This window comes from Gracilimonas mengyeensis (genome assembly GCF_900182705.1).
GTDB lineage: Bacteria > Bacteroidota > Rhodothermia > Balneolales > Balneolaceae > Gracilimonas > Gracilimonas mengyeensis.
The window spans coordinates 37,600-56,740 of sequence record NZ_FXTP01000019.1 but is presented as its reverse complement, the minus strand read 5'-3'; the positions used below and the strand labels follow the sequence as shown (position 1 = coordinate 56,740).

General features: G+C 45.2%; 21 protein-coding genes. 9 read left to right on the top strand and 12 right to left on the bottom strand.

Translation table 11 applies throughout. The features are described from left to right. Position 1: 1 nt before the first annotated feature. From flgK to FN815_RS17505, 8 genes are all read right to left on the bottom strand, one after another. Positions 2-1,360, bottom strand: coding sequence for a flagellar hook-associated protein FlgK (flgK, locus tag FN815_RS17540; RefSeq protein ID WP_142456143.1), 1,359 nt, complete (start codon positions 1,358-1,360; stop codon positions 2-4). Between the two features lie 6 nt (positions 1,361-1,366). After that, positions 1,367-1,888, bottom strand: coding sequence for a flagellar export chaperone FlgN (flgN, locus tag FN815_RS17535; RefSeq protein ID WP_142456142.1), 522 nt, complete (start codon positions 1,886-1,888; stop codon positions 1,367-1,369). Between the two features lie 18 nt (positions 1,889-1,906). Further along, a complete protein-coding gene (locus tag FN815_RS17530) occupies positions 1,907-2,218 on the bottom strand; it encodes a hypothetical protein (protein WP_142456141.1) in 312 nt (103 codons plus the stop codon). Between the two features lie 82 nt (positions 2,219-2,300). Then, the gene (locus FN815_RS17525; RefSeq protein ID WP_185957365.1) at positions 2,301-3,434 is read right to left on the bottom strand and encodes a flagellar basal body P-ring protein FlgI; all 1,134 of its coding nucleotides are present in this window, start codon (positions 3,432-3,434) and stop codon (positions 2,301-2,303) included. A gap of 42 nt (positions 3,435-3,476) precedes the next feature. Further along, entirely contained in the window at positions 3,477-4,046 is a 570-nt protein-coding gene (locus FN815_RS17520; protein ID WP_185957364.1) for a flagellar basal body L-ring protein FlgH, read from the bottom strand. Positions 4,047-4,090: 44 nt separating this feature from the next. Continuing rightward, positions 4,091-4,765, bottom strand: a complete 675-nt coding sequence (gene flgA / locus FN815_RS17515) for a flagellar basal body P-ring formation chaperone FlgA (RefSeq protein WP_185957363.1) — start codon at positions 4,763-4,765, stop codon at positions 4,091-4,093. A gap of 44 nt (positions 4,766-4,809) precedes the next feature. Further along, entirely contained in the window at positions 4,810-5,604 is a 795-nt protein-coding gene (gene flgG / locus FN815_RS17510) for a flagellar basal-body rod protein FlgG (RefSeq protein ID WP_142456137.1), read from the bottom strand. Between the two features lie 22 nt (positions 5,605-5,626). Next, on the bottom strand, positions 5,627-6,364 hold the full coding sequence (locus tag FN815_RS17505; protein ID WP_142456136.1) for a flagellar hook-basal body protein: 738 nt from the start codon (positions 6,362-6,364) through the stop codon (positions 5,627-5,629). A 409-nt stretch (positions 6,365-6,773) separates the two neighbouring features. Here FN815_RS17505 and flhB point away from each other — a divergent pair, with 409 nt between their 5' ends. The 7 genes from flhB (at position 6,774) to FN815_RS17470 (ending at position 13,799) form a co-directional block, all read left to right on the top strand. After that, entirely contained in the window at positions 6,774-7,850 is a 1,077-nt protein-coding gene (flhB, locus tag FN815_RS17500) for a flagellar biosynthesis protein FlhB (RefSeq protein WP_142456135.1), read from the top strand. Between the two features lie 5 nt (positions 7,851-7,855). Continuing rightward, the gene (gene flhA / locus FN815_RS17495) at positions 7,856-10,006 is read left to right on the top strand and encodes a flagellar biosynthesis protein FlhA (protein WP_142456134.1); all 2,151 of its coding nucleotides are present in this window, start codon (positions 7,856-7,858) and stop codon (positions 10,004-10,006) included. Further along, entirely contained in the window at positions 10,003-11,574 is a 1,572-nt protein-coding gene (locus tag FN815_RS17490; protein ID WP_142456133.1) for a hypothetical protein, read from the top strand. The genes flhA and FN815_RS17490 overlap by 4 nt, the downstream gene beginning before the upstream one ends. 5 nt (positions 11,575-11,579) lie before the next feature. Beyond that, positions 11,580-12,377 carry a P-loop NTPase gene (locus tag FN815_RS17485; protein ID WP_142456132.1) on the top strand — a complete coding sequence of 266 codons (798 nt, stop codon included), beginning with the start codon at positions 11,580-11,582 and terminating at the stop codon, positions 12,375-12,377. Positions 12,378-12,393: 16 nt separating this feature from the next. After that, entirely contained in the window at positions 12,394-12,630 is a 237-nt protein-coding gene (locus tag FN815_RS17480; RefSeq protein WP_142456131.1) for a hypothetical protein, read from the top strand. A gap of 1 nt (position 12,631) precedes the next feature. Then, positions 12,632-13,399: a sigma-70 family RNA polymerase sigma factor gene (locus FN815_RS17475; protein ID WP_142456130.1), complete on the top strand. Its 768-nt coding sequence runs from the start codon at positions 12,632-12,634 to the stop codon at positions 13,397-13,399. A gap of 142 nt (positions 13,400-13,541) precedes the next feature. Beyond that, positions 13,542-13,799, top strand: coding sequence for a hypothetical protein (locus FN815_RS17470; protein ID WP_142456129.1), 258 nt, complete (start codon positions 13,542-13,544; stop codon positions 13,797-13,799). A gap of 47 nt (positions 13,800-13,846) precedes the next feature. Here the strand turns inward: FN815_RS17470 and FN815_RS17465 are convergent, their stop codons facing one another. After that, positions 13,847-14,833, bottom strand: coding sequence for a Gfo/Idh/MocA family protein (locus FN815_RS17465; RefSeq protein ID WP_142456128.1), 987 nt, complete (start codon positions 14,831-14,833; stop codon positions 13,847-13,849). A 238-nt stretch (positions 14,834-15,071) separates the two neighbouring features. Here FN815_RS17465 and azu point away from each other — a divergent pair, with 238 nt between their 5' ends. Then, positions 15,072-15,512, top strand: coding sequence for an azurin (gene azu, locus FN815_RS17460; protein WP_142456127.1), 441 nt, complete (start codon positions 15,072-15,074; stop codon positions 15,510-15,512). A gap of 180 nt (positions 15,513-15,692) precedes the next feature. Here the strand turns inward: azu and wrbA are convergent, their stop codons facing one another. The 3 genes from wrbA to FN815_RS17445 form a co-directional block, all read right to left on the bottom strand. After that, positions 15,693-16,325 (bottom strand): NAD(P)H:quinone oxidoreductase, encoded by a 633-nt coding sequence (gene wrbA / locus FN815_RS17455; protein ID WP_142456126.1) that lies wholly within the window; start codon positions 16,323-16,325, stop codon positions 15,693-15,695. An 82-nt stretch (positions 16,326-16,407) separates the two neighbouring features. Then, entirely contained in the window at positions 16,408-17,052 is a 645-nt protein-coding gene (locus tag FN815_RS17450; RefSeq protein WP_142456125.1) for an SDR family oxidoreductase, read from the bottom strand. 92 nt (positions 17,053-17,144) lie between these two features. Further along, positions 17,145-17,906, bottom strand: coding sequence for a ThuA domain-containing protein (locus FN815_RS17445; protein WP_142456124.1), 762 nt, complete (start codon positions 17,904-17,906; stop codon positions 17,145-17,147). A 131-nt stretch (positions 17,907-18,037) separates the two neighbouring features. Here FN815_RS17445 and FN815_RS17440 point away from each other — a divergent pair, with 131 nt between their 5' ends. Then, positions 18,038-19,132 (top strand): 6-phosphofructokinase, encoded by a 1,095-nt coding sequence (locus tag FN815_RS17440; RefSeq protein WP_142456123.1) that lies wholly within the window; start codon positions 18,038-18,040, stop codon positions 19,130-19,132. The last annotated feature ends 9 nt before the right edge of the window (positions 19,133-19,141 follow it).

The following is a 19,141-nucleotide window of genomic DNA, read 5'->3' as shown; positions in this document are numbered from 1 at the left end:
TTTACCTCATTATTCCTAATAGTGTGTCGTACATATCTTGTGCCGATGCCATTACGCGGGCTGCTCCCTGATACGCATTCTGATACTGTATCATCAAGCTCAGCTCTTCGTCAATGTTTACGCCGGCTTCTCGTTCCTGCTGAATTTTCAACATTTGCAGTTCTGAGTCGCGGGCTTCCACTTGTGCATTTAAGCTGTTTAGCTCAGCGCCGGGAGAACTTATCAGGCCTACGGTGTAATCCACCAGCTTCCGGCCGTCAATTAGTTTCTCGTTTCTCAATTCTGCAATAGAAGCAGCCACTGAACCGTTGCCAGCCTCTGTATCACTAACAGAAGCAGCCACATGTGCGGGATCATCAATAAGTACCTGGTTCACTTTTATGTCTGCCGCAGTAGTACCGGTTGGGTCAAAGAAGTTTCGGTTGGTGTTGTCATTCAATCCAAAACCGGTGGCATGCAGGCTGTTGAATTCATTCACCATCGTAGCGGCCAAATCATCCACTTTCTGCTTCAATTCCGGAATTTCAGTCTGGTACATTTCTATTTCTGCACCCAGCTTCCCGGAATCTACATTTACGGTTTTACCGCTGCCGAGACGAACTCTGAACTCACGGTTAACGGCATCAATTTCGGGAGTTAGCGTTTGAGCCTTTTCTGAATCCAAAACACTTACGCCGCCAATACGGATTTCAACAGAACCATTATCGGTAAATTGACTTTCGAAACCTGTTAGCTTGGAAAGTTCTTCCAGCTTGGCTACGCGAATATCCAGGCTGGTATTATCAGGTTGGCCAGCTGCTTGCCCCTGTTCAATCGATTGGTTCAGGGAATAGATTTCTTTTAGAATTCCATTGATGGAATCAGTGGTTTTGATGGCCGATTCACGGGTCAACTCACTGGTACGTTCCAGGTTCCGGTCAATGTCATGAAACTTTTGAGTAAGCTGCTGGGCGTTGGTTATCAGGCTGTGTCTCACACTCATATCCTGAGGATCCGACGACAGTTCGGAGAAACTATCCAGCAGGTTACTGATATTAAGATCCAGGTCATTTCCTGAATCCGTAGCCAGGAAGGTTTCCAGCTGCTCAAACACCTTCGACTTGTTTTCCATGAACGACATATCCTGCTGCTTTTGGTTCATCAGCACGTCGTTCATTTCGTTACGAAGGCGTGTATAGCCGGTAATTTCCACACCCAGTCCGGAATGGTAACCGGTCATCTGCATCCCTAGGGGAGATTTCTCAACCCGCTGGCGCGAATAACCCGGCGTATCCGCATTAATGATGTTGTTGGAAGTGACCGAAAGTGAACGTTCAGCCGTCCTTAATCCGGTTTTTGAAATTTCTAAAAGTGAACGCATAATATTTTATACCTCTTGATTTACGGCAACACCGGTAGATATTGGAGACCGGTTGCCATTGGCACTGTATCTTGAATTCTTGGTGCTGTGCTCGCTGTACATGGAATGCATCAGGCGTGCATTTTGCTCCATGGCAAACTCAAGCAACTGAATAATTTGCTTGTGCTTGTTTTGCAGCAACTGGGTGTTTTTTGTAAGCAATGTATGCCAGCCGTCAATTTCTGATGCATACTCAGGATAATGGTTTTTGAGGTCCATCAGGCGCATGCGTGGCTGTTCCTTGCCTAAATTTTCAGCTTCCAGTAACTCTGAAAGTTCCCTGATAAAGGCTTTTTCTTGTTGTTTGTACTCAAGCGTAAGCTCTGAGTGAATATCGGAAAGGGCTTCAATCCTGGAAGGGTTTGATGCGATAATGGCATCAATTTGTTCTTCCATTACCTTGATGAGCTTATTTGAGCATTTGTCTAGTGATACTATCGTCTCAGATAGCACCTGTAATGGCATAATGCTGTTATCTGTATGTTCCATTGGTAGAGTGTGGTTTGTTTAATGGTTGTTCGATGACGCTTTTGACTGATTCCAGTATTTGGTTACCAAATCAGCCATGCCCAATTTCCGTTGTTCAGCGAGCTCCTTCGCCAAAGCGTCAGTTATATGTTCGCGGTACAGGTTATTTGCACTTCCCATTACGCCGCTATTATCGGACATCTTAAATGAATCTTTAGTCATCTCTTTTACGAGGTGCTTGGCAAATATTTCTTCAAAATCGTTGGCTGCCTGCTCTTTTTTAATTTGCTGGCTGTTTTGATCGCTCACCTGCCGGCGGGCGATTTGCAAAAATGAATCATCAATATTCATGGGTACTATCCTTGTTTAATACTTCTCTAAAATTTCCTGGTTTGATGGATACTCAAACTCCATAAAGCCGGTTTTAAAACGTTTACATTACAATCAACTTAGCCCGCAGAACGCCGGATTTGTCCAGTGCCTGGAAAATCGAAATGATGTCCCGTGGCGTCATGCCCAGCGCATTCAGTGATGCCGATAGTTGCTGAACCGTGGTTTGTGGCTCCAGTACAAAAGTCTGAGCCAGCTCTTCACTTAGTTCCGCTTCCGGAACGTCCAGCACCTGTGTTTCGCCACCGCTAAAGGCCGGAGGCTGACTCACATACGGACTGATTTGAGTCCTCAGCTGCAGATTTCCATGAGAAATCATGGCATCGTCAATAATCACATCACCGCCGGCTACAATAGTCCCGGTACGCTCGTTGATCACTACCCTTGCCGGGGTTTCTACTACAATTTCCTGGTCCAGGATGATGCTGGTAAAAACATTCATATTTCCACGATCTTGGAAGGCTTCGGGCCACTCCACGCGAACCAGCCCGGAATGGTGCATCGAGGCCAGTTCTTCGTCAAAAGTCTGGTTGATGGTTTCTACGATATTTCTTGCATTGGTAAAGTTGGGGTCGCGAAGTACCAGGCCGAGTGGCTTCTGGGTATCCATTTCAAATTCTTCATTCTTCTCAACTATGCCTCCCCCGGGGATAGTAGCCGTCAGGGTTTGGTTTTGGCTTACACGTGCTCCGGTAATCTCGGCCGTAGCTCCGCCAACAATCAGCGGCCCCTGGGCTTTTACAAATACTTCTTCGTTATCAGGATCAAACATAGGCGTTTGTAGTAATACCCCGCCCTGTAAGCTTCGTGCATCTCCCAAAGACGATACCGTCACATCAATTACACTTCCTGGTGCATGATAGGGACTGATGGAGGCTGTAACCATCACTGCCGCTACGTTACGGGTGCGAAGGCGTTCGGCATCTACCGTTATCCCAAAATTCTCTAACATATTGGCCACGGATTGTACCGTAAAAGCCGAACCGCGGGTACCCATAGAACGGTCGCCCGTACGATCCAGACCGGTAACCAGGCCGTATCCAATCAGTTCTTTACGTTGCATGTCTTCCAGCTCCACCAAATTGGATAGTTTGGTTTGAGCCTGTGCTACCGGTGACATTACAGACATGGCAAAAAGCAGAGTAGCAAGAAAAGCCAGTATTAGTTTCCAGTTCATTTTTATGTGTATTGATAGATTCATGTCCATTTCAAAAGCTTCTTAATTACCCAATTGTCTTAGCAGGATGGCCGCTCCCATTCCCAGGGAAACAGCGCCTAACACTGCTTTTTTGAGCAATCCACGGTCTTTAGTTTTGGGATTTATCCCACCCTTTTTCTGATAGCTGATATTGGCGTTAGCAATACGATAGGATAACACCTGATTCTGGCTGTTAACATCGTTCTGCCGTACAATACCGCTCAAACTCATCTCGTGAACTTCACCGTTAACCTCGGTCAGGCGGTTGCCTTCCACAAGCAAGTCTCCGCTGGGAGTTACCTCTTTCACCTGCACACTAATGAAACCCTCCAAAAGCTGGCGCTGGTTGGCAAGGTTTCGCTGATCAGAACCGTAATTAACATTAGCTTCAGCTCCAAAAGTAGGTTCGAAGGGAAGAAAATTACTGGCTACTGCGCCCTCCGTTCCGCCATTGGCAGATGTAGATAATTGGGTATCTGAGGTAGAGCTACCAGAGGTGCTTTCACGCAGTATCACGGTGATCACATCTCCTATCTGCTTGGCTTTTACATCGGTATACAGTGATGATTGTGCGGCTGTTAGGGCAGGCATTATGATGGCTGCTATAAGAAGTGGTATTGTTAGATATAAATTGTTTAATGCGTTCTTAACCATGCTGCTTCTCCAGGGCCTGTAATCTTGCCCAGATATTTATTTCGTGTTTCTTTGCAGTAAATTTGAATTTCGTCGTTCAGGGCTCCATCCTGTCTGGCTTCGCATGCCAACATTATTTGCAGTCCATTTTGCTGATAAACCAGGTTTACGGTACCGCCTGCTTCAACCACATAGCCGGCACTTAAATAATCCGGATTGATGTACTGACCGGGATTAAGTGTTCGACGTAAGGTTTTTCCCAGTAGCTGATCCATGTCAGATACCGGCTGTTCGCGGCCCAGGGTAATTTGAATCCAGGCCCAGCTGAGATCCTCGGCTTTTATCGCCTGACCAGCAACGACCCTTTGACTTAAGACAGGTAATTTTTGCTCAGCAACCACTTCCAGCTGTATCTCGGTTTTATCCGGCTGACCTCCTGCCTGATACACCACCTCAAAGCTGGTGTATTTTTGGATAGGCCCTACCGGTTGAACCATTTGAATTTGCGCCGGCGATATTTCCCGTACTGAACGGGGTATCCACCTTGGCGATAGCTGGAAACGGAAGCTTTGATCAGCAAATTTAGCTTGTACTGCTTCAAGGGCCATGTCCACAATAACCTCCTCGGCCCCGGCAGGCTCAGTGGCCGTTACCGGTTGGACCGGGAGGACTAACATGACTACTATGAAGAGAAAGCTACTACTCGTCATTTTATCAAAGCTTATCGTTTAATGGAGTTGGTTACAGACATCATATCTTCAGCGGTCTGTACCATCTTCGAGTTTGTTTCGTAGGCACGCTGCGCTTCAATCAGTCGTACCATCTCATTTACAATATCTACGTTGGATTGCTCAAGGAAACCCTGGCGTACGGCTCCAAAGCCTTCTGATCCGGGTGCCGCATAAAAAGGCATACCGGAAGCTTCGGTTTCGCGGAACAGGTTGTCCCCCACGGCTTCCAAACCACCGGCGTTGGCAAATTTTGCCAATTCAATTTGTCCGAGTTCCACCTGACTGTTATCACCAGCCATCAGGGCTGTGACGGTTCCATCTTGTCCAATTTCGATAGCAGCGGCATCACTGGGGATTTCGATCTGGCTGGCCAGAGGCAATCCGGAGTTATTCACCAGCATACCGGTGGCATCCTGGCTAAAGTTACCATCACGGGTATAGGCAATGCTTCCGTCCGGCATTTCAACCTGGAAGAAACCGGAACCTGTAATAGCTACATCCAGGGCATTCCCTGTTTCTGTAACGGAACCCTGCATAAAGTTTCGAATGGTTGCCACGGCACGTGATCCGTGTCCGATTTGCAAAGCAGGACCGGTACCGGAGTTGTTATCTACGGAGCCCCCTATTTTTGAAGAGGCAATGTTTTCATAAAAAAGATCCTGAAAAGCAATCGTGCTTCTCTTGAAACCGGTGGTTCCAACGTTGGCCAGGTTATTGGCAATGTTATCTACCGATCGTTGTTGGGCACTCATACCGAGTGCAGCTGTACTTAGTGCTCTAAACATGTGTATAGGGTTTTACTGTTGATTAATATTTTCCGAGTTGTGTGCTAACCCGTGACAATAACTCGTCAGAGGTTTTCAGAGCGCGTTGCTGAGATTCGAACATTTTCGTGTTCTGCATCATATCAACCATCTCAGCCAGAGGCTCTACATTTCCTTTTTCAAAATATCCTTGCATAATGGTGCCGGTATTATCATCCGTAAGCATGCTCTCGTCTTCCACGGTAAAGTAGGCACTGCCCTTGCGCTGCAGCTGGCTGGAATCTTCTACATTTACCATACGCAGCTTGTCAATCGGGCGGTCATTCAGGCTGATGGTGCCGTCTTTGGCAATTTCCAGCTTAGGCATCTCGCCGTCGCCCTGTGCCATAAAGTAGTCCGAAAGATCAATCTCACCGGAGTTGCCCATCACTTTGGCACCACTTCCGTTCACTAAAAAGCCATCCGGGTCTAAGTGAAAGCGGCCATCGCGGGTCAGCATATTCTGCCCGTCTTGTTCTACCATAAAAAATCCGTCGCCGTTAATACCCAGGTCAAACTCATTACCGGTAGGCTCCAGCACGCCCTGGTTCAGGTTGATACGTTGCATAGGCACGCTTTTAATTACTTCGCGGCCGTCAATATTTTCTTTAAACATGCGGTAAAACATCTTATTCCCTTTGAAACCAGGGGTATTGATGTTTGCCAGATTATCTGCTGTCGCTTCCTGCGATTTGGATAACACCTGCATGGCCTGCATATGAGCATATATTCGGTCAATCATAAAAAACTGATAGTGGTTTATAATTTTGGGGATTCACACCGTGGAACGGCTTTCCCTTCTTTTCACGACCGAATAGTTCAACTTTTATGCCATTGTACACTGACCTCCGTTTTTTTGAGGAATTCCGGGGCTTTTTCTGTCTTGATGGATCTTCTAATTTATTTACCTGAATGTCCTCTAAAGTATCTATATGCCCTTTTATGCCGAGTTTCTGACCTATCAATCACCAATCGGATAAAAAATATTTCTTGAAAAAATTTTTCCTCCCTCCTCCGAAAATTTTCACTGTTTTGGGGAAATGTTTTCCGCATGGATGGATTTTTTGTCCAAGCAGACTACGGTCACCTCATTATTTAGCGGCTGGGAAGCACTCCACTATATATGGTATCGTTTTTGAATATAGCCTGGCATGGCAGACCAAAGTTCAGATCAAGAAAAAACAGAAGAACCCACGCAGCGCAAGCTGGATGAAGCGCGCAAGGAAGGGAATGTAAGTATCAGCAAGGAAGTATCGTCAGTGGCGGTGCTCATTACGGCTATACTTATGTTTATAGCTATGAGTGAATCGGTAGCGGATAATGTTACCAAATTATTCGAATCCTTCTTTCATGACGCTGGTGGCGGGTTCACTGATAAAGAAGATGCAATAGGCTTTCTCCATGATGCATTATTTGCAGGAATTGGAATGATTGGGCCTATACTGCTCATACTGGTCATCGTGACTTTAATCGTCAACCTGGCTCAAACCGGCGGCGTATTTGCCGTCAAGGCCATGGCTCCGAAAGCCAGCAAAATGAATCCGGCCAGCGGTATAAAAAATATTTTTTCCACCAAAGGGCTGGTTGAACTGGTAAAAGGGTTTATCAAACTCTTTATCGTCGTCTTAATCGGATACTATACCGTTAAGAATGATATAGACAAATTTGTCTCTTTCATGATCTCCCCTCTTGACTATAGTATGAGCGAGACCGGATCCTATGTACTCATGTTTGTAACCCGAATTCTGGCCGCTCTGCTAGTACTTTCTATTGCCGATGCTATCTACCAGCGATTTCAGCATCATAAAGACCTTCGCATGACTAAGCAGGAAGTGAAGGACGAATACAAGCAGATGGAAGGTGATCCTCATGTAAAAGGACAGCGTCGTCAGTTTGGGATGAAGCTTCGCCAGAAAAAACGTCTGGACCACGCGGTATTAAATTCCGATGTGGTAGTAGCCAACCCTACGCACTACGCCGTAGCCATTCGATATGATCCCGAAACAAATGGTGCTCCTATTGTGATGGCAAAGGGAAAAAGACTGAAAGCTCTTCGAATAAAAGAGCTCGCAAAAAATTATGGCATACCTATTGTAGAGAATAAACCTGTAGCCCGTGCTCTTTTTGCTACCGCAGAAGAAGACGAATTTATCCCTGAAGACCAATTCAGGGCCGTAGCAGAGATCCTGGCGTATGTTTACAAACTTAAAAACAAACACAAAATATAAGTTTAATGGCTTTTGGCGGACTTGATACCAACAAATTAAAAGGAACATTTTTCCAGACGGACGTACTTATTTCCTCCAGTATCGTCATGATCCTGCTGATCATGATTATTCCGTTCCCTACGGCGTTGATGGATTTTTTCCTGGCAATCAATATTTCTTTATCACTTATTGTACTGCTGGTAGCTTTCTATGCACTAAAACCATTGCAGTTTGCAGTATTCCCCGGAATGTTGCTTATCCTGACTTTATTCAGGCTGGCTTTGAACGTGGGTACTACCCGTCTCATCTTAAGTGAGGGTTATGCCGGGTCGATTATTGAAACCTTTGGCGGGTTTATAGTACAGGGTAACTTTGTTATCGGGATTATCATCTTTGCTGTATTGGTGATTATCAACTTTGTGGTAATTACCAAAGGTTCTACCCGTATTGCCGAGGTAGCCGCCCGTTTTACCCTGGATGCGATGCCCGGGAAGCAGATGTCTATCGATGCCGACCTGAGTGCCGGCCTGCTCACCGATCAGGAAGCCAAAAAGAAAAGGGAAGAAATTGCCCGCGAAGCCGACTTCTATGGAGCCATGGACGGTGCCAGTAAGTTTGTACGTGGTGATGTTATTGCCGGCCTTCTGATTACTTTCATCAACATTATTGGCGGACTTATTATTGGTACTATGCAGCTCGGCATGCCAATCGGCGAAGCGGCGAGTAAATATACCTTGTTAACTATTGGTGACGGTCTGGTATCCCAAATCCCTGCCCTGCTGATTTCTACTGCAGCCGGTATGATTGTATCCCGTGCGGCCAGTGAAGGTAACCTTAGCCAGGAACTGGTTTCCCAGTTGCTCGGTAATCCTAAAACCATTGTTATTGGTGCCGCCTTCATTTTTGTGTTGGGAACCCTCCCCGGTCTTCCCCTGATTCCTTTCTGGCTGATTGCAGGCTTGCTGCTTTACATGGCCTACAATGGCTTGCAAACTGAACAGAAAGAACAGGATGAAGTGGAAGCCGAAGAAACCAAGGCGCTTTCCGGCAAAGGAGATGATCCTGTTGAAAACTACCTGTTGGTAGATACGCTGGAGCTGGAAATTGGCTACAGTCTGATCCCAATGGTTGAAACCGACCAGGGCGGAGACTTGCTTGAGCGAATGACTTCCCTCCGCAAACAAATGGCGTCAGAGCTGGGCATCATCATTCCTTCTATCCGTATCCGCGATAACGTACAACTGGATGCCAACCACTACACCATTAAAATGCGAGGTATCCAACAAGGCGATGGAGAATTACTCCCCGGCTACCATCTTACCCTGCTGCCTTCCGACTTCAAGCCCGACATCCAGGGTATTGAAACCAAAGATCCAACATTTGGAATGGATGCTATTTGGGTAAGCGGAAAAAATAAGTCACAAGCGGAAAAATATGGTCTTTCTGTAATCGAAGCCGGAGCGGTAATTACCACTCACCTGATGGAAGTTCTGAAGAAAAATGCCCACAAACTGGTGGACCGCCAGATGGTGAAAAAGCTTATTGACAATATTAAAGAGCAGTCGCCTGCCCTGGTTGAAGAACTGATCCCGGACGGTATGAAAATTGGCGAAATACAAAAAGTATTGAAGCGATTGCTGCGTGAGCGTATCCCGGTTAAAGATCTGAATACGATCCTCGAGACCTTAGCCGATTATTGCGGCCAAACCACTAATACCGATGTACTTAACGAGTACTGCCGGGCTGCTTTATCGGAAACCATTACCAAACAATTTGTAAATGAGAACAACGAAGTAGTAGTGGTGATGATGGATTCAAATCTGGAATCACACCTGCTTTCTCAGGCCCAGCAAGGCATGCTGAACAGCAACACCCTTGGGCTTACTCCAGACACCGTAGAAGCAATTTACAAGAACGCCTCTACCATTTTTGATCAAATGATTCGACAAGGATTTGATCCGATTTTATTGACCTCACCAGTCCTTCGGTTCACCCTTTTCGAATTTCTGGCACCAATCTTGCCAGATATAAATGTGCTGTCATACAACGACATCACCCAGGATGTTCAGTTCAAAACCTTTGACCGTTTACGCATTGAACAATCCGAAAAGATTGACGCACCTAAAGAACCTTTTGAACAACCAGCTCAACAATCTGAAGAATTCGTAACCGCATGATACTCAAGAATATTTTTGGAAAAACGATTGAAGCAGCCAAAAAGAGCGCCCAGCAAATGTATGGCGATGACTTTTTGGTAATTGAAGCGGCCGAAGGAAATGAAAACGGCAAGGCTAAAATCACCATCTTTTCTGATGAAAAGAATAAATCAGGCGATAAACCCTCGTCTGGCCAACAAGCCTCTGCCTCAAAACAACCTCCGGCTCAACAACAAGATAATGCAGGCGTAAAGTTTGAACGATCTGCCGCTGCGCAGGCTCCTAAAAAAGCCTCAGGCGGTGAAGAGAAGCTCAACAAATTGCGCCAGTATGCCAAGCAAATCGAGAAGAAAGATTTTGCACAGCATTTTGAAGCACGTACAAATGGCAATGGTACCTCCTTTCGCCAGCAAGATAATGGAACAGCCTTCGATGCCGCTCCAAAGAGTAATGGCAATGGAACAGCGGCTGGTGCAACCACCTACAGCCGCTCAGCGGTACGCAATGCGCCAACCCCACCAAAAACTAACGGCAAGGCTGATGGAGAAGATCATAAAAAGCCGAAGCCCGTTATTAAAAGTGTTTTTGACAATGGAAAACAAAAAGACAACCCCAAAGGTGCTGATGGAAAATTCATCACCCATTTCAAACAAAGTGAAAACTCCTCGCGAAAAACATTCCGACAGGCTACTACAGTGTTACCTGCACGAAATGATGAGAGGGAAGTCAAAGCCTTGCACAAACGCTTTGATAAACTTGAAGCCCTGCTCGATTCGGCCCTGATATCGGCAAACCTGGATTATGCCTCCCACCCTGCTTTTCAGCAGTTGGTTCATACCGGTATTACCACCAGCGTAATTGCCGGCTGGTTTGGCCAGATCATTGAAAAGGGCATCGATCCCTACGATCAACCCGAACAGTTTATGAATAAGCTGGCAGCTATTATCCGCCAGGCTTTGGGTAAAAACGATTTCGACGAGCCCCAGAAGTACATGATGTTTGTGGGTCCCTCCGGTTCCGGAAAGACAAGCCTGATTATGAAACTCAGTCAGCACCCCGACCTGATGGAAGACAAGAAAATTGCGGTAGCATCCGTGCATCCCCAAAACAAAAAAGAAAACGGTGCTTACTATACCATTCTTAAGCCTTTCTGCGAGGATCATGAGCTGCCCTATTTTGAGATTAAGAACGGCAAAGATGTAAATGATTATATGGCAGCATGGGAAGAATTTGATCATGTATTCATTGATACGCCTTCGATAAATGTGGAACAAGACAATGCCTTCCGGGACTTTTGGAAAATCCGGCAGATGCTGACGCCACTTACGCCTTTTGAAGTACACTATGTGGTAAATGCTGCGTTGAACCGATTCTATTTCAGAAACTCTTCGGCCACACACCACCCGCTGCAGCCAGACTATGTGGCTATCACCCATTTGGATGAGGTTTCCCAATGGGGTCCGATCATTCCATTCTTACAAGAAATGGGAGGAAACGCCCGCTACACCAGCCGTGGCGAAAGTATACCCAACAGCCTGGGTGAATTTAATCCACAGTGGTTCGCACAAAAAATATTACAGGAAAATTGACACTTATGATTACGCAACAGAACATGAATAAACCTTTTGTATATACGGTAATTAGCGGAAAAGGCGGTGTTGGAAAAAGTATGGCCAGCATCAATACGGCAGCTATGCTTAGCAAAATGGGCTATAAGACCGCCCTGCTGGATGTTGACCTCGGCCTGGCTAATTGTGCAACCCTGATGAACGAACCGGTAAGAGCTACCGTGACCGACTGGATAAACGGACAGTGTGTATTGGAGGAACTTCCACAGGATGCTTCCGGCATCAGCCTGGTGACGGCCGCCAATGAACCCGCACAAGCCAATCTGAGCTCGGAACTTATTATGGATGCGCTCGACCAAGTGGTCCATTTTCTTAAAGAATATCATGACTTTGTGGTAATTGATACTCCCGCAGGTGCCGGTGAAATGGCCTTATGGGCCCTGGATACCGCCGACATTGGCACCCTGATTTTAGTGGACGAACCCGCCGCTATCTCGGATGTGTACCGGTTGTGCAAATACGTGTACAATATTGACCCGGAGTATCGCTTTGCCAGCATCATCAATTTTGCGGACGACGAAGCAACCGCAGAAAGCACGCTTAACCGCTTCAACACTATTCTATCATACTTTTTGCAAAAGAAAAGCCATTATCTGGGATTTATACCGGCCAGCAAAAGCGTGAAAGATGCGGTTATACAACAAACAACACTCATTGAAAGCGAGGCCGAAAGCGAAGTTCTGCAAGAACTTGAGTTCATTGCGAACAACCTCATTGCCCTTGCGGCAAATCATGAGCAATCTCAACTAAAACCTGTACTCTAAATAATAGGAGAACACCATGTTAATAAGACTTATTTCCGTTATTTCTCTAATCCTGTTTATGCTGTTGATGCTCTCCGGAGCCAATATCGACATAGCTTTGTACAGAAGTATGATTGTCTTCATGAGCCTGTTTGCGGTCATATATATCACCATCTTTTTATTAAATGTGGTGAAGGAAAACCATTCTGAAAATATGACCATGTCAAGCTCAGGCTCAGGCGGAGGTAACACTAAAGCTAAAGGGGAACACTAATATGGGCAACAAATCACTACAAGAACTCATGGAGCTGTATTGCAAAAATCCGGCTCCGGGTTTACGAAATTCAATTATCAGTAAGTCGATGCCGCTTATCCGCAGCATCATAGGGAAAATAAGCCGCCCCGATCAGCCCCTCACTCAACGTGAGGACCTTGAAAGCGCGGGCATTTACGGGCTGTTGCAAGCCATGGATTCCTACGATCACGAACGCAACATACAGTTCAATACCTTTGCGTATTACCGCATTCGCGGAAGTATCGTGGATTACCTGCGCAGCATAGACCAGCTGCCCCGCAAACAGCGCAAGAACTATGGGGAAGTCCAAAATGTAATCGATCAGAAAAGCCAGATTTTAGGCCGCGAACCTTCGGATGAAGAAATTGCCGAGGAACTGGATATGGATATTGACGACTATCATAAGCTGCTCTCCAATGTACAGCAGCGGAATGTGTTATCGCTGGACAGTCCGGCCTACGACGATTCCGGGGCCAGTTCACACTACGATTTCCATGAAGATCCGGATAGTGAAACACCCGATCTCAACCTGGAAAAAAAGGAGCGTACTGAAGCCCTTCAAAAGAAAATTGGAGAGTTGAAAGAACGCGAGCGTCTGATCCTGATGCTATATTATTATGAGGATATGACGATGAGTGAAATCGCACTGCTTCTGGAGTTAACTGAAGCACGTATTTCTCAGATCGTCGGAAAGCTGCTGATCAAGCTAAAATCTGAGTTGTCTAAAGATCAGGTTATGTTTTCTTGACAGGTACATGCTTTCATCATAAACAAATATCAGGTTTATAGCCTATCAGGGAGGCTCTACAAACTTCTTTATGATTCTAACTTAATAACTTCGGTTGTTGAACCGATAATGAAGTATCTAAATTATATATAGGTATTTCATTATGTCACTTGTTCCAAAAATATCACGACTTCGAAAATTGCCCGAGCTCCTCAAATACAAGGAGGAGACCAAGGAGCGAGAGAAAAAGGAGCGTAAAGAAAACCAGGAACAGCCCGAGAAGCCTTTTGAAATTGACGATGAGGTTACTATCAATCCTGATACCCTCTCTGAATACAAAGTAGAAAAGGTGAAATCAGGGCTCAGACAGCCAAAATCAGGGAATAAAAAAGTTGGCAAGAATATAGATTTGAAAGTGTAACCGACTATAAAAGGCACAGAACAGGCCATTATCTGTTACTCTTTTCCTCACAGCTTTATTACGGCCTGCCTTTTTGCACTTTCAAATAAGGCATCAATCACCTTCATGTTAGCAAGCGCATCTTCCAATGGTGTTGGCACTTCGGTGTCATCCAGTATGGCTTTGGAAAATGCATCGCCTTGCAGGGTGTAGTGGTCCGCACTAAACTCTTTCTTTTCCACTATTTCTCCATCTTTTTTCAAATATACAGTGGTGGTTGCCAGCAAAGGATTAAAGGGAATATCCATTTCGATAATTCCCTCGGTACCCAAAATGGTAAGTTTTTGTGTAGGACTACTCTGGGTTGAACAGGTGAAAGTAGCACTGCAGCCGGGAAAAGTAAGTACCCCGGTGGCCAAGCGATCCGTTTCAAACTCGGGATCAAAGTCCATTTCAGCAAAAACTTGTACCGGCTCATCATGCAAAATATAACGGGAGGCAGATAAGCAGTAACAACCAATATCGAGCATACCTCCCCCGCCTATCTCCGCTTTATTTCTGATATTATCCGGGTTGTTGTTGAAGTAGGTAAAAATGGAATCAATACTAGTAATCCGCCCCACCTTTTCTTCCTTTAACCATTGTTTTACCTGATCCCACTGGGGATGAAAACGATACATGAATGCTTCCATCACTTTCAGGTCTGGAAAATCCTCAACGGACCTTGCCAGCTTTTCCGCCTCCTCTCTGTTCATGCTGATGGGTTTCTCACATAAAACATGCTTGCCGGCTTCCAGAGCTTCTATCGTCCACTCTACATGCATATGGTTGGGTAATGGAATGTAAATAGCATCGATATTAGCATCGGCCAGTAACTGTTCGTAGGAACCATAGGCTTTTTCAATATCCAACTGAGCTGCCACCCTTTCGGCCTTCTCTTTACTCCGGGAGGCAATGGCTTCTACTGAGCACAATTTTCCTTTTTGCATGCCAGGTATTACATGTTCTGTTCCAATATTTGCGGTGCTTAAAACGCCCCATCGTACCATATCCATAATTCTGCTCCTTGGATTAATATTGACGCTTCAAAATATCATTTTGAATTTCCTTTTCCGGATTTTTTTTGGCTGAGTGTGTTTCATGCTACTTTTTGGTTTATGAAGAAAAAAACTCCGGGTTCTTCACAAAATGTTCACAATGAACCCTGATTTTGGAAGTGCAAAATAAGACATGCGTATCCGAAATTATCGAGGTCGGTTCGCAGATAAATAAAAATCAAAAATCATCAATACTATGAGATTCCTATTATCCATTTTGACAATTTTTACGCTGGCATTGAGCAGCGCTGCATTTGCCCAAGATACCGTTGAAATAACGATCGAAGGCAATGATAAAATGCAGTTTAACTTAGACGAAATTAAAGTTGAAGCGGGTCAAACCGTGGTTTTGACACTGAAGCATGTGGGCAAACTGCCAAAAGCAGCTATGGGCCACAACTGGGTATTGCTAACCCAAGGCACTGACATTAACAAATTTGGTGCTGCAGCTTCAAAATTTGCAGGAAATGAGTACATCCCAGAAGATTCTGAGAATGTAATCACACATACTAAATTAATTGGCGGCGGACAGGAAACAACTATAGAATTTACCGCACCTGAAGCTGGAACATACGACTTCATTTGCAGTTTCCCTGGCCACTATGCCATGATGAAAGGAAAGTTTATCGTAGAATAGTAGTTAACTCATAGCATACCTAAACTAAACTACTATATTTGTACCCCTAATAACCCCGGATTGTTGACACCATCCGGGGTTTTTTATTGCGTTTTTTTCGGTGATGGATTGGGGTTTATTAGAGTGTAAGCTAAAAATAATCCATCTCTCGATAGCTTTTAAAGCAATCTGCTTAAGCCATTATACGGATACAGCATCGCTTGCCACTATACTTTCAGCAATACCTACCGCACGCTTAACCTGATGGTGTACGGCCTGTTTTATGATATCTGTATCTTCCACATTCATATTGCCTTCCATGTCGGCAGCTACTGAAGTACCATAAGGATTGCCTCCGGCTGCATAAACGGCATCATCCGTATATCCCGGAGATACTACAATGGAACCCCAGTGATGCATGGTTGTGTATAATGATAGCAGGGTTTCCTCTTGTCCACCATGCGGGTTAATGGCACTTGTCATACCGGTTACTACTTTATTCACCAGCTTTCCCTGTTGCCATAGCGGTCCTGTTGAATCCAGAAACTGTTTTAACTGTGCAGGAACATTACCATATCTGGTTGGAGCACTGAATACAATAGTATCGGCCCATTCCAAATCATCCATGGAAGCAGTTTCTACATCTTTTGTAGCTTCATAATGTTCTTTCCATGCAGGATTCTGTTCTATTGCCTGTTCCGGGGCCAACTCCTCTACTTTTCGTAGGCGCACCTCTGAACCGTTTTCCTTTGCACTTTCGGCAGCCCACTGAGCCAGTTGATAATTTACGCCTGTTGAACTGTAATATATGATCGCAGTTTTAACGTCACTCATGATCTCTGTCCTTTTTAGTTTGTATTATTCTACGTGTTACAGGTATCCAAACAAATCAGCAGAGAAATTGTTCCATGTTAAACTAATTTATGCTATTAATGGCTTCTTCGATAGAATTTTCGCCTTGAAGCAGCTCTAAGTCTTTCCCAAAAGTAGATTCTTCATCCAGGATAGCAACGATAACGGATGCCACATCATCGCGGGTAATCGTACGATCATCTACTTCAATTTCTTCACTTAATTCTATCTTTCCGGTTCCTTCATCATTTGTAAGGCGGCCGGGCATCAGTACCGTGTAGTCTAATCCTGATTTTCGCAGATGTTCATCTGCTGTAGATTTAGCCTCATAATAATGCTGCATGGGCTCAGACCATAGCTCTGTGCTACGATTTGCCAACAAAGCACTAACCATTATAAAACGCTCAGTGCCGGCCTTACCAGCTTCATTAACGGCCTTAATGGCTCCGTTTTGATCAATGACTTTCGTTTGGGATTTAGGGGTTTGAGCGCCAGAACCTGCCGTAAATACTACCGCATCCACACCTTCGTAAGCATGGGAAAAATCTTCTTCCAGGTCACCTAAAACCGTTTCAATTCCCTCTTCCTCAAACTTCGATTTCTGCTCTTCTTTTCGGATCATGGCTTTAGGATTGTGCCCGGCATCTTTCAGCTTTTTCACCAATCGTTGGCCAATTTGTCCGTTTGCGCCAATTACTAATACTTTCATGATCTAAGTGTAATATTTATTTGATTTATCATTTAGTAAAGTAATGCAACCGGCACCTAAATCGTTTCAATATTTGGAAGAAGTTGTTAGCCTTAAAGCCCTTTGCCGGTTGCCGCCCAGAGGATACCACCCCAAATGTGCTCCAGGAATAAATCATCCCGATAGTTTTCCGGCATATGTCCCATCGCTGTGTAGAAAGAACGCCCTCCGTCAAACTCGTGGTACCAAGCTACGGGGTGAAAATCCCCCATGCCTTTTGCCCTGCCCTGCCCCCAGTCGTCCGTCACATCGTAGGTATCCTCGTCTACTGTGATCAGATAGTTTAAGCCATCCGCTTTTTCTTCCCCAAATTCATACCATTCGTCAGTCCACCACCGGGATTTCGGATAGCGTTCCAGCCCGGGGAAGTTGTTCTCCCTTACCGTGATCTCCGCCGTTTCAATCTTTGGATGCGTCTTAAACATGCGACCTACCAGCTGAGTATACCACTCCCACTCGTATTCTGTATCTGAAGCCGAATGTATCCCTACAAAGCCCTTACCCGACTGGATAAAACGCTCCACTGCCGCTTGCTGATCTTCATTAAGTACATCCCCTGTTGTGTTTAAGAAGATAATAACATCGTAATTTGATAAACCTTCGTCTGTGAACACTCCGGTCATCTCCTGCCAGTTCACATGGAACATGTGTCGCTCGCCCAACTCTCGGATGGCATCTACACCTTCATTAATAGATTCATGGTGCCAACCATCTGTTTTAGTAAATAAAAGCGCATTGAATTGACCGCTCTGGGCAACGGCTACTCCGGAAAGAGTAAAAGTTATGGCAATAAACAGTAATAGAAGTTTCTTCATGATCGGTGGTTTTATAGTTCAGGTTGCGTGGTGGATGATACATATTTTGAATTAAATAGATAAAAATCCCCGATAAAGACTATTTTAGTATAGAATGTAAGTAAGCATCTAACCTTTTATTAATTCTCATTATGAAGAAATTACTTGTATTGACCGGCGGAGGAGATTGCCCGGGATTGAATGCTGTTATACGAGCCATTGTAAAAAGAGCCGAACAAGAAAATGACTGGCAGGTTTTTGGAAGCATTGAGGCCTTTAATGGTGTGCTGAGAGAGCCTAAAGAAATTATCCCCCTCACAAATAGAACCGTTAGTGGTATTCATGTGAAAGGAGGTACCATTCTGCAAACCACAACCAAGGGTGGCCCTTTTACCTGGCCGGTGCAAAACGATGACGGAAGCTGGACCACCGAGGACCGTTCGGACGAAATGATTGATTTCTTAAAAAAAGAGGGTTTTGAAGCGGTTATTAATATTGGAGGTGATGGTTCCCAGCGCATAAGTCAGGCCTTGTATGAGAAAGGCCTCAATATGATTGGCGTGCCCAAAACCATAGATAACGACCTCTCCTCTACCGATTACACCTTTGGCTTCCAAACAGCCGTAGAAATTGCCACCGATGGAGTAGATAAACTGGTCACTACCGCCGAGTCTCACCACCGGCTGATGATTATGGAAGTAATGGGGCGTAATGCCGGCTGGATTGCCCTGCACGCCGCTGTTGCCGGTGGAGCAGAAGTATGCCTGATTCCAGAAATTCCGTATGATATTGATAAACTGGTTAAACGCTTAAACCAGCGATATACAGCCGGCAAAGGCTTTGCCAATATTGTAATTGCTGAAGGAGCAAAACCTAAAGACGGCACGGTTGTATCCCGTAAAAGCGATGAGACCGGCTACCAAAATGTTCGGCTGGGCGGCGTGGCTTATCAGCTTTCTGAGCAGCTTAAAGCCGCTGGTTTTAAACATGATATACGTGAAATGGTGCTGGGACACCTGCAGCGAGGCGGCAAGCCTATAGCTTACGATCGTGTATTGGCTACCCAATTCGGTGTAAAAGCCATGGAAATGGCTATGGCTTCCAAGTTTGGCGAGATGGTGGCCTATGTGGATAACGAAATTACTTCGGTGCCTTTGAAAGAAGCCACCTCCATCTACAATCAGGTAGACCCGCAGAGTTTTTTAGTACAAACAGCACGCGGTGTTGGGATCAGTTTTGGGGACTAAGGGGAATTT

What these genes read in the sequence shown, in the direction of transcription:
- flgK (WP_142456143.1), bottom strand. Translation starts at nt 1,360, where the DNA reads ATGCGTTCACTTTTAGAAATTTCAAAAACCGGATTAAGGACGGCTGAA.
- flgN (WP_142456142.1), bottom strand. Translation starts at nt 1,888, where the DNA reads ATGGAACATACAGATAACAGCATTATGCCATTACAGGTGCTATCTGAG.
- FN815_RS17530 (WP_142456141.1), bottom strand. Translation starts at nt 2,218, where the DNA reads ATGAATATTGATGATTCATTTTTGCAAATCGCCCGCCGGCAGGTGAGC.
- FN815_RS17525 (WP_185957365.1), bottom strand. Translation starts at nt 3,434, where the DNA reads ATGAACTGGAAACTAATACTGGCTTTTCTTGCTACTCTGCTTTTTGCC.
- FN815_RS17520 (WP_185957364.1), bottom strand. Translation starts at nt 4,046, where the DNA reads ATGCCTGCCCTAACAGCCGCACAATCATCACTGTATACCGATGTAAAA.
- flgA (WP_185957363.1), bottom strand. Translation starts at nt 4,765, where the DNA reads ATGTTAGTCCTCCCGGTCCAACCGGTAACGGCCACTGAGCCTGCCGGG.
- flgG (WP_142456137.1), bottom strand. Translation starts at nt 5,604, where the DNA reads ATGTTTAGAGCACTAAGTACAGCTGCACTCGGTATGAGTGCCCAACAA.
- FN815_RS17505 (WP_142456136.1), bottom strand. Translation starts at nt 6,364, where the DNA reads ATGATTGACCGAATATATGCTCATATGCAGGCCATGCAGGTGTTATCC.
- flhB (WP_142456135.1), top strand. Translation starts at nt 6,774, where the DNA reads ATGGCAGACCAAAGTTCAGATCAAGAAAAAACAGAAGAACCCACGCAG.
- flhA (WP_142456134.1), top strand. Translation starts at nt 7,856, where the DNA reads ATGGCTTTTGGCGGACTTGATACCAACAAATTAAAAGGAACATTTTTC.
- FN815_RS17490 (WP_142456133.1), top strand. Translation starts at nt 10,003, where the DNA reads ATGATACTCAAGAATATTTTTGGAAAAACGATTGAAGCAGCCAAAAAG.
- FN815_RS17485 (WP_142456132.1), top strand. Translation starts at nt 11,580, where the DNA reads ATGATTACGCAACAGAACATGAATAAACCTTTTGTATATACGGTAATT.
- FN815_RS17480 (WP_142456131.1), top strand. Translation starts at nt 12,394, where the DNA reads ATGTTAATAAGACTTATTTCCGTTATTTCTCTAATCCTGTTTATGCTG.
- FN815_RS17475 (WP_142456130.1), top strand. Translation starts at nt 12,632, where the DNA reads ATGGGCAACAAATCACTACAAGAACTCATGGAGCTGTATTGCAAAAAT.
- FN815_RS17470 (WP_142456129.1), top strand. Translation starts at nt 13,542, where the DNA reads ATGTCACTTGTTCCAAAAATATCACGACTTCGAAAATTGCCCGAGCTC.
- FN815_RS17465 (WP_142456128.1), bottom strand. Translation starts at nt 14,833, where the DNA reads ATGGATATGGTACGATGGGGCGTTTTAAGCACCGCAAATATTGGAACA.
- azu (WP_142456127.1), top strand. Translation starts at nt 15,072, where the DNA reads ATGAGATTCCTATTATCCATTTTGACAATTTTTACGCTGGCATTGAGC.
- wrbA (WP_142456126.1), bottom strand. Translation starts at nt 16,325, where the DNA reads ATGAGTGACGTTAAAACTGCGATCATATATTACAGTTCAACAGGCGTA.
- FN815_RS17450 (WP_142456125.1), bottom strand. Translation starts at nt 17,052, where the DNA reads ATGAAAGTATTAGTAATTGGCGCAAACGGACAAATTGGCCAACGATTG.
- FN815_RS17445 (WP_142456124.1), bottom strand. Translation starts at nt 17,906, where the DNA reads ATGAAGAAACTTCTATTACTGTTTATTGCCATAACTTTTACTCTTTCC.
- FN815_RS17440 (WP_142456123.1), top strand. Translation starts at nt 18,038, where the DNA reads ATGAAGAAATTACTTGTATTGACCGGCGGAGGAGATTGCCCGGGATTG.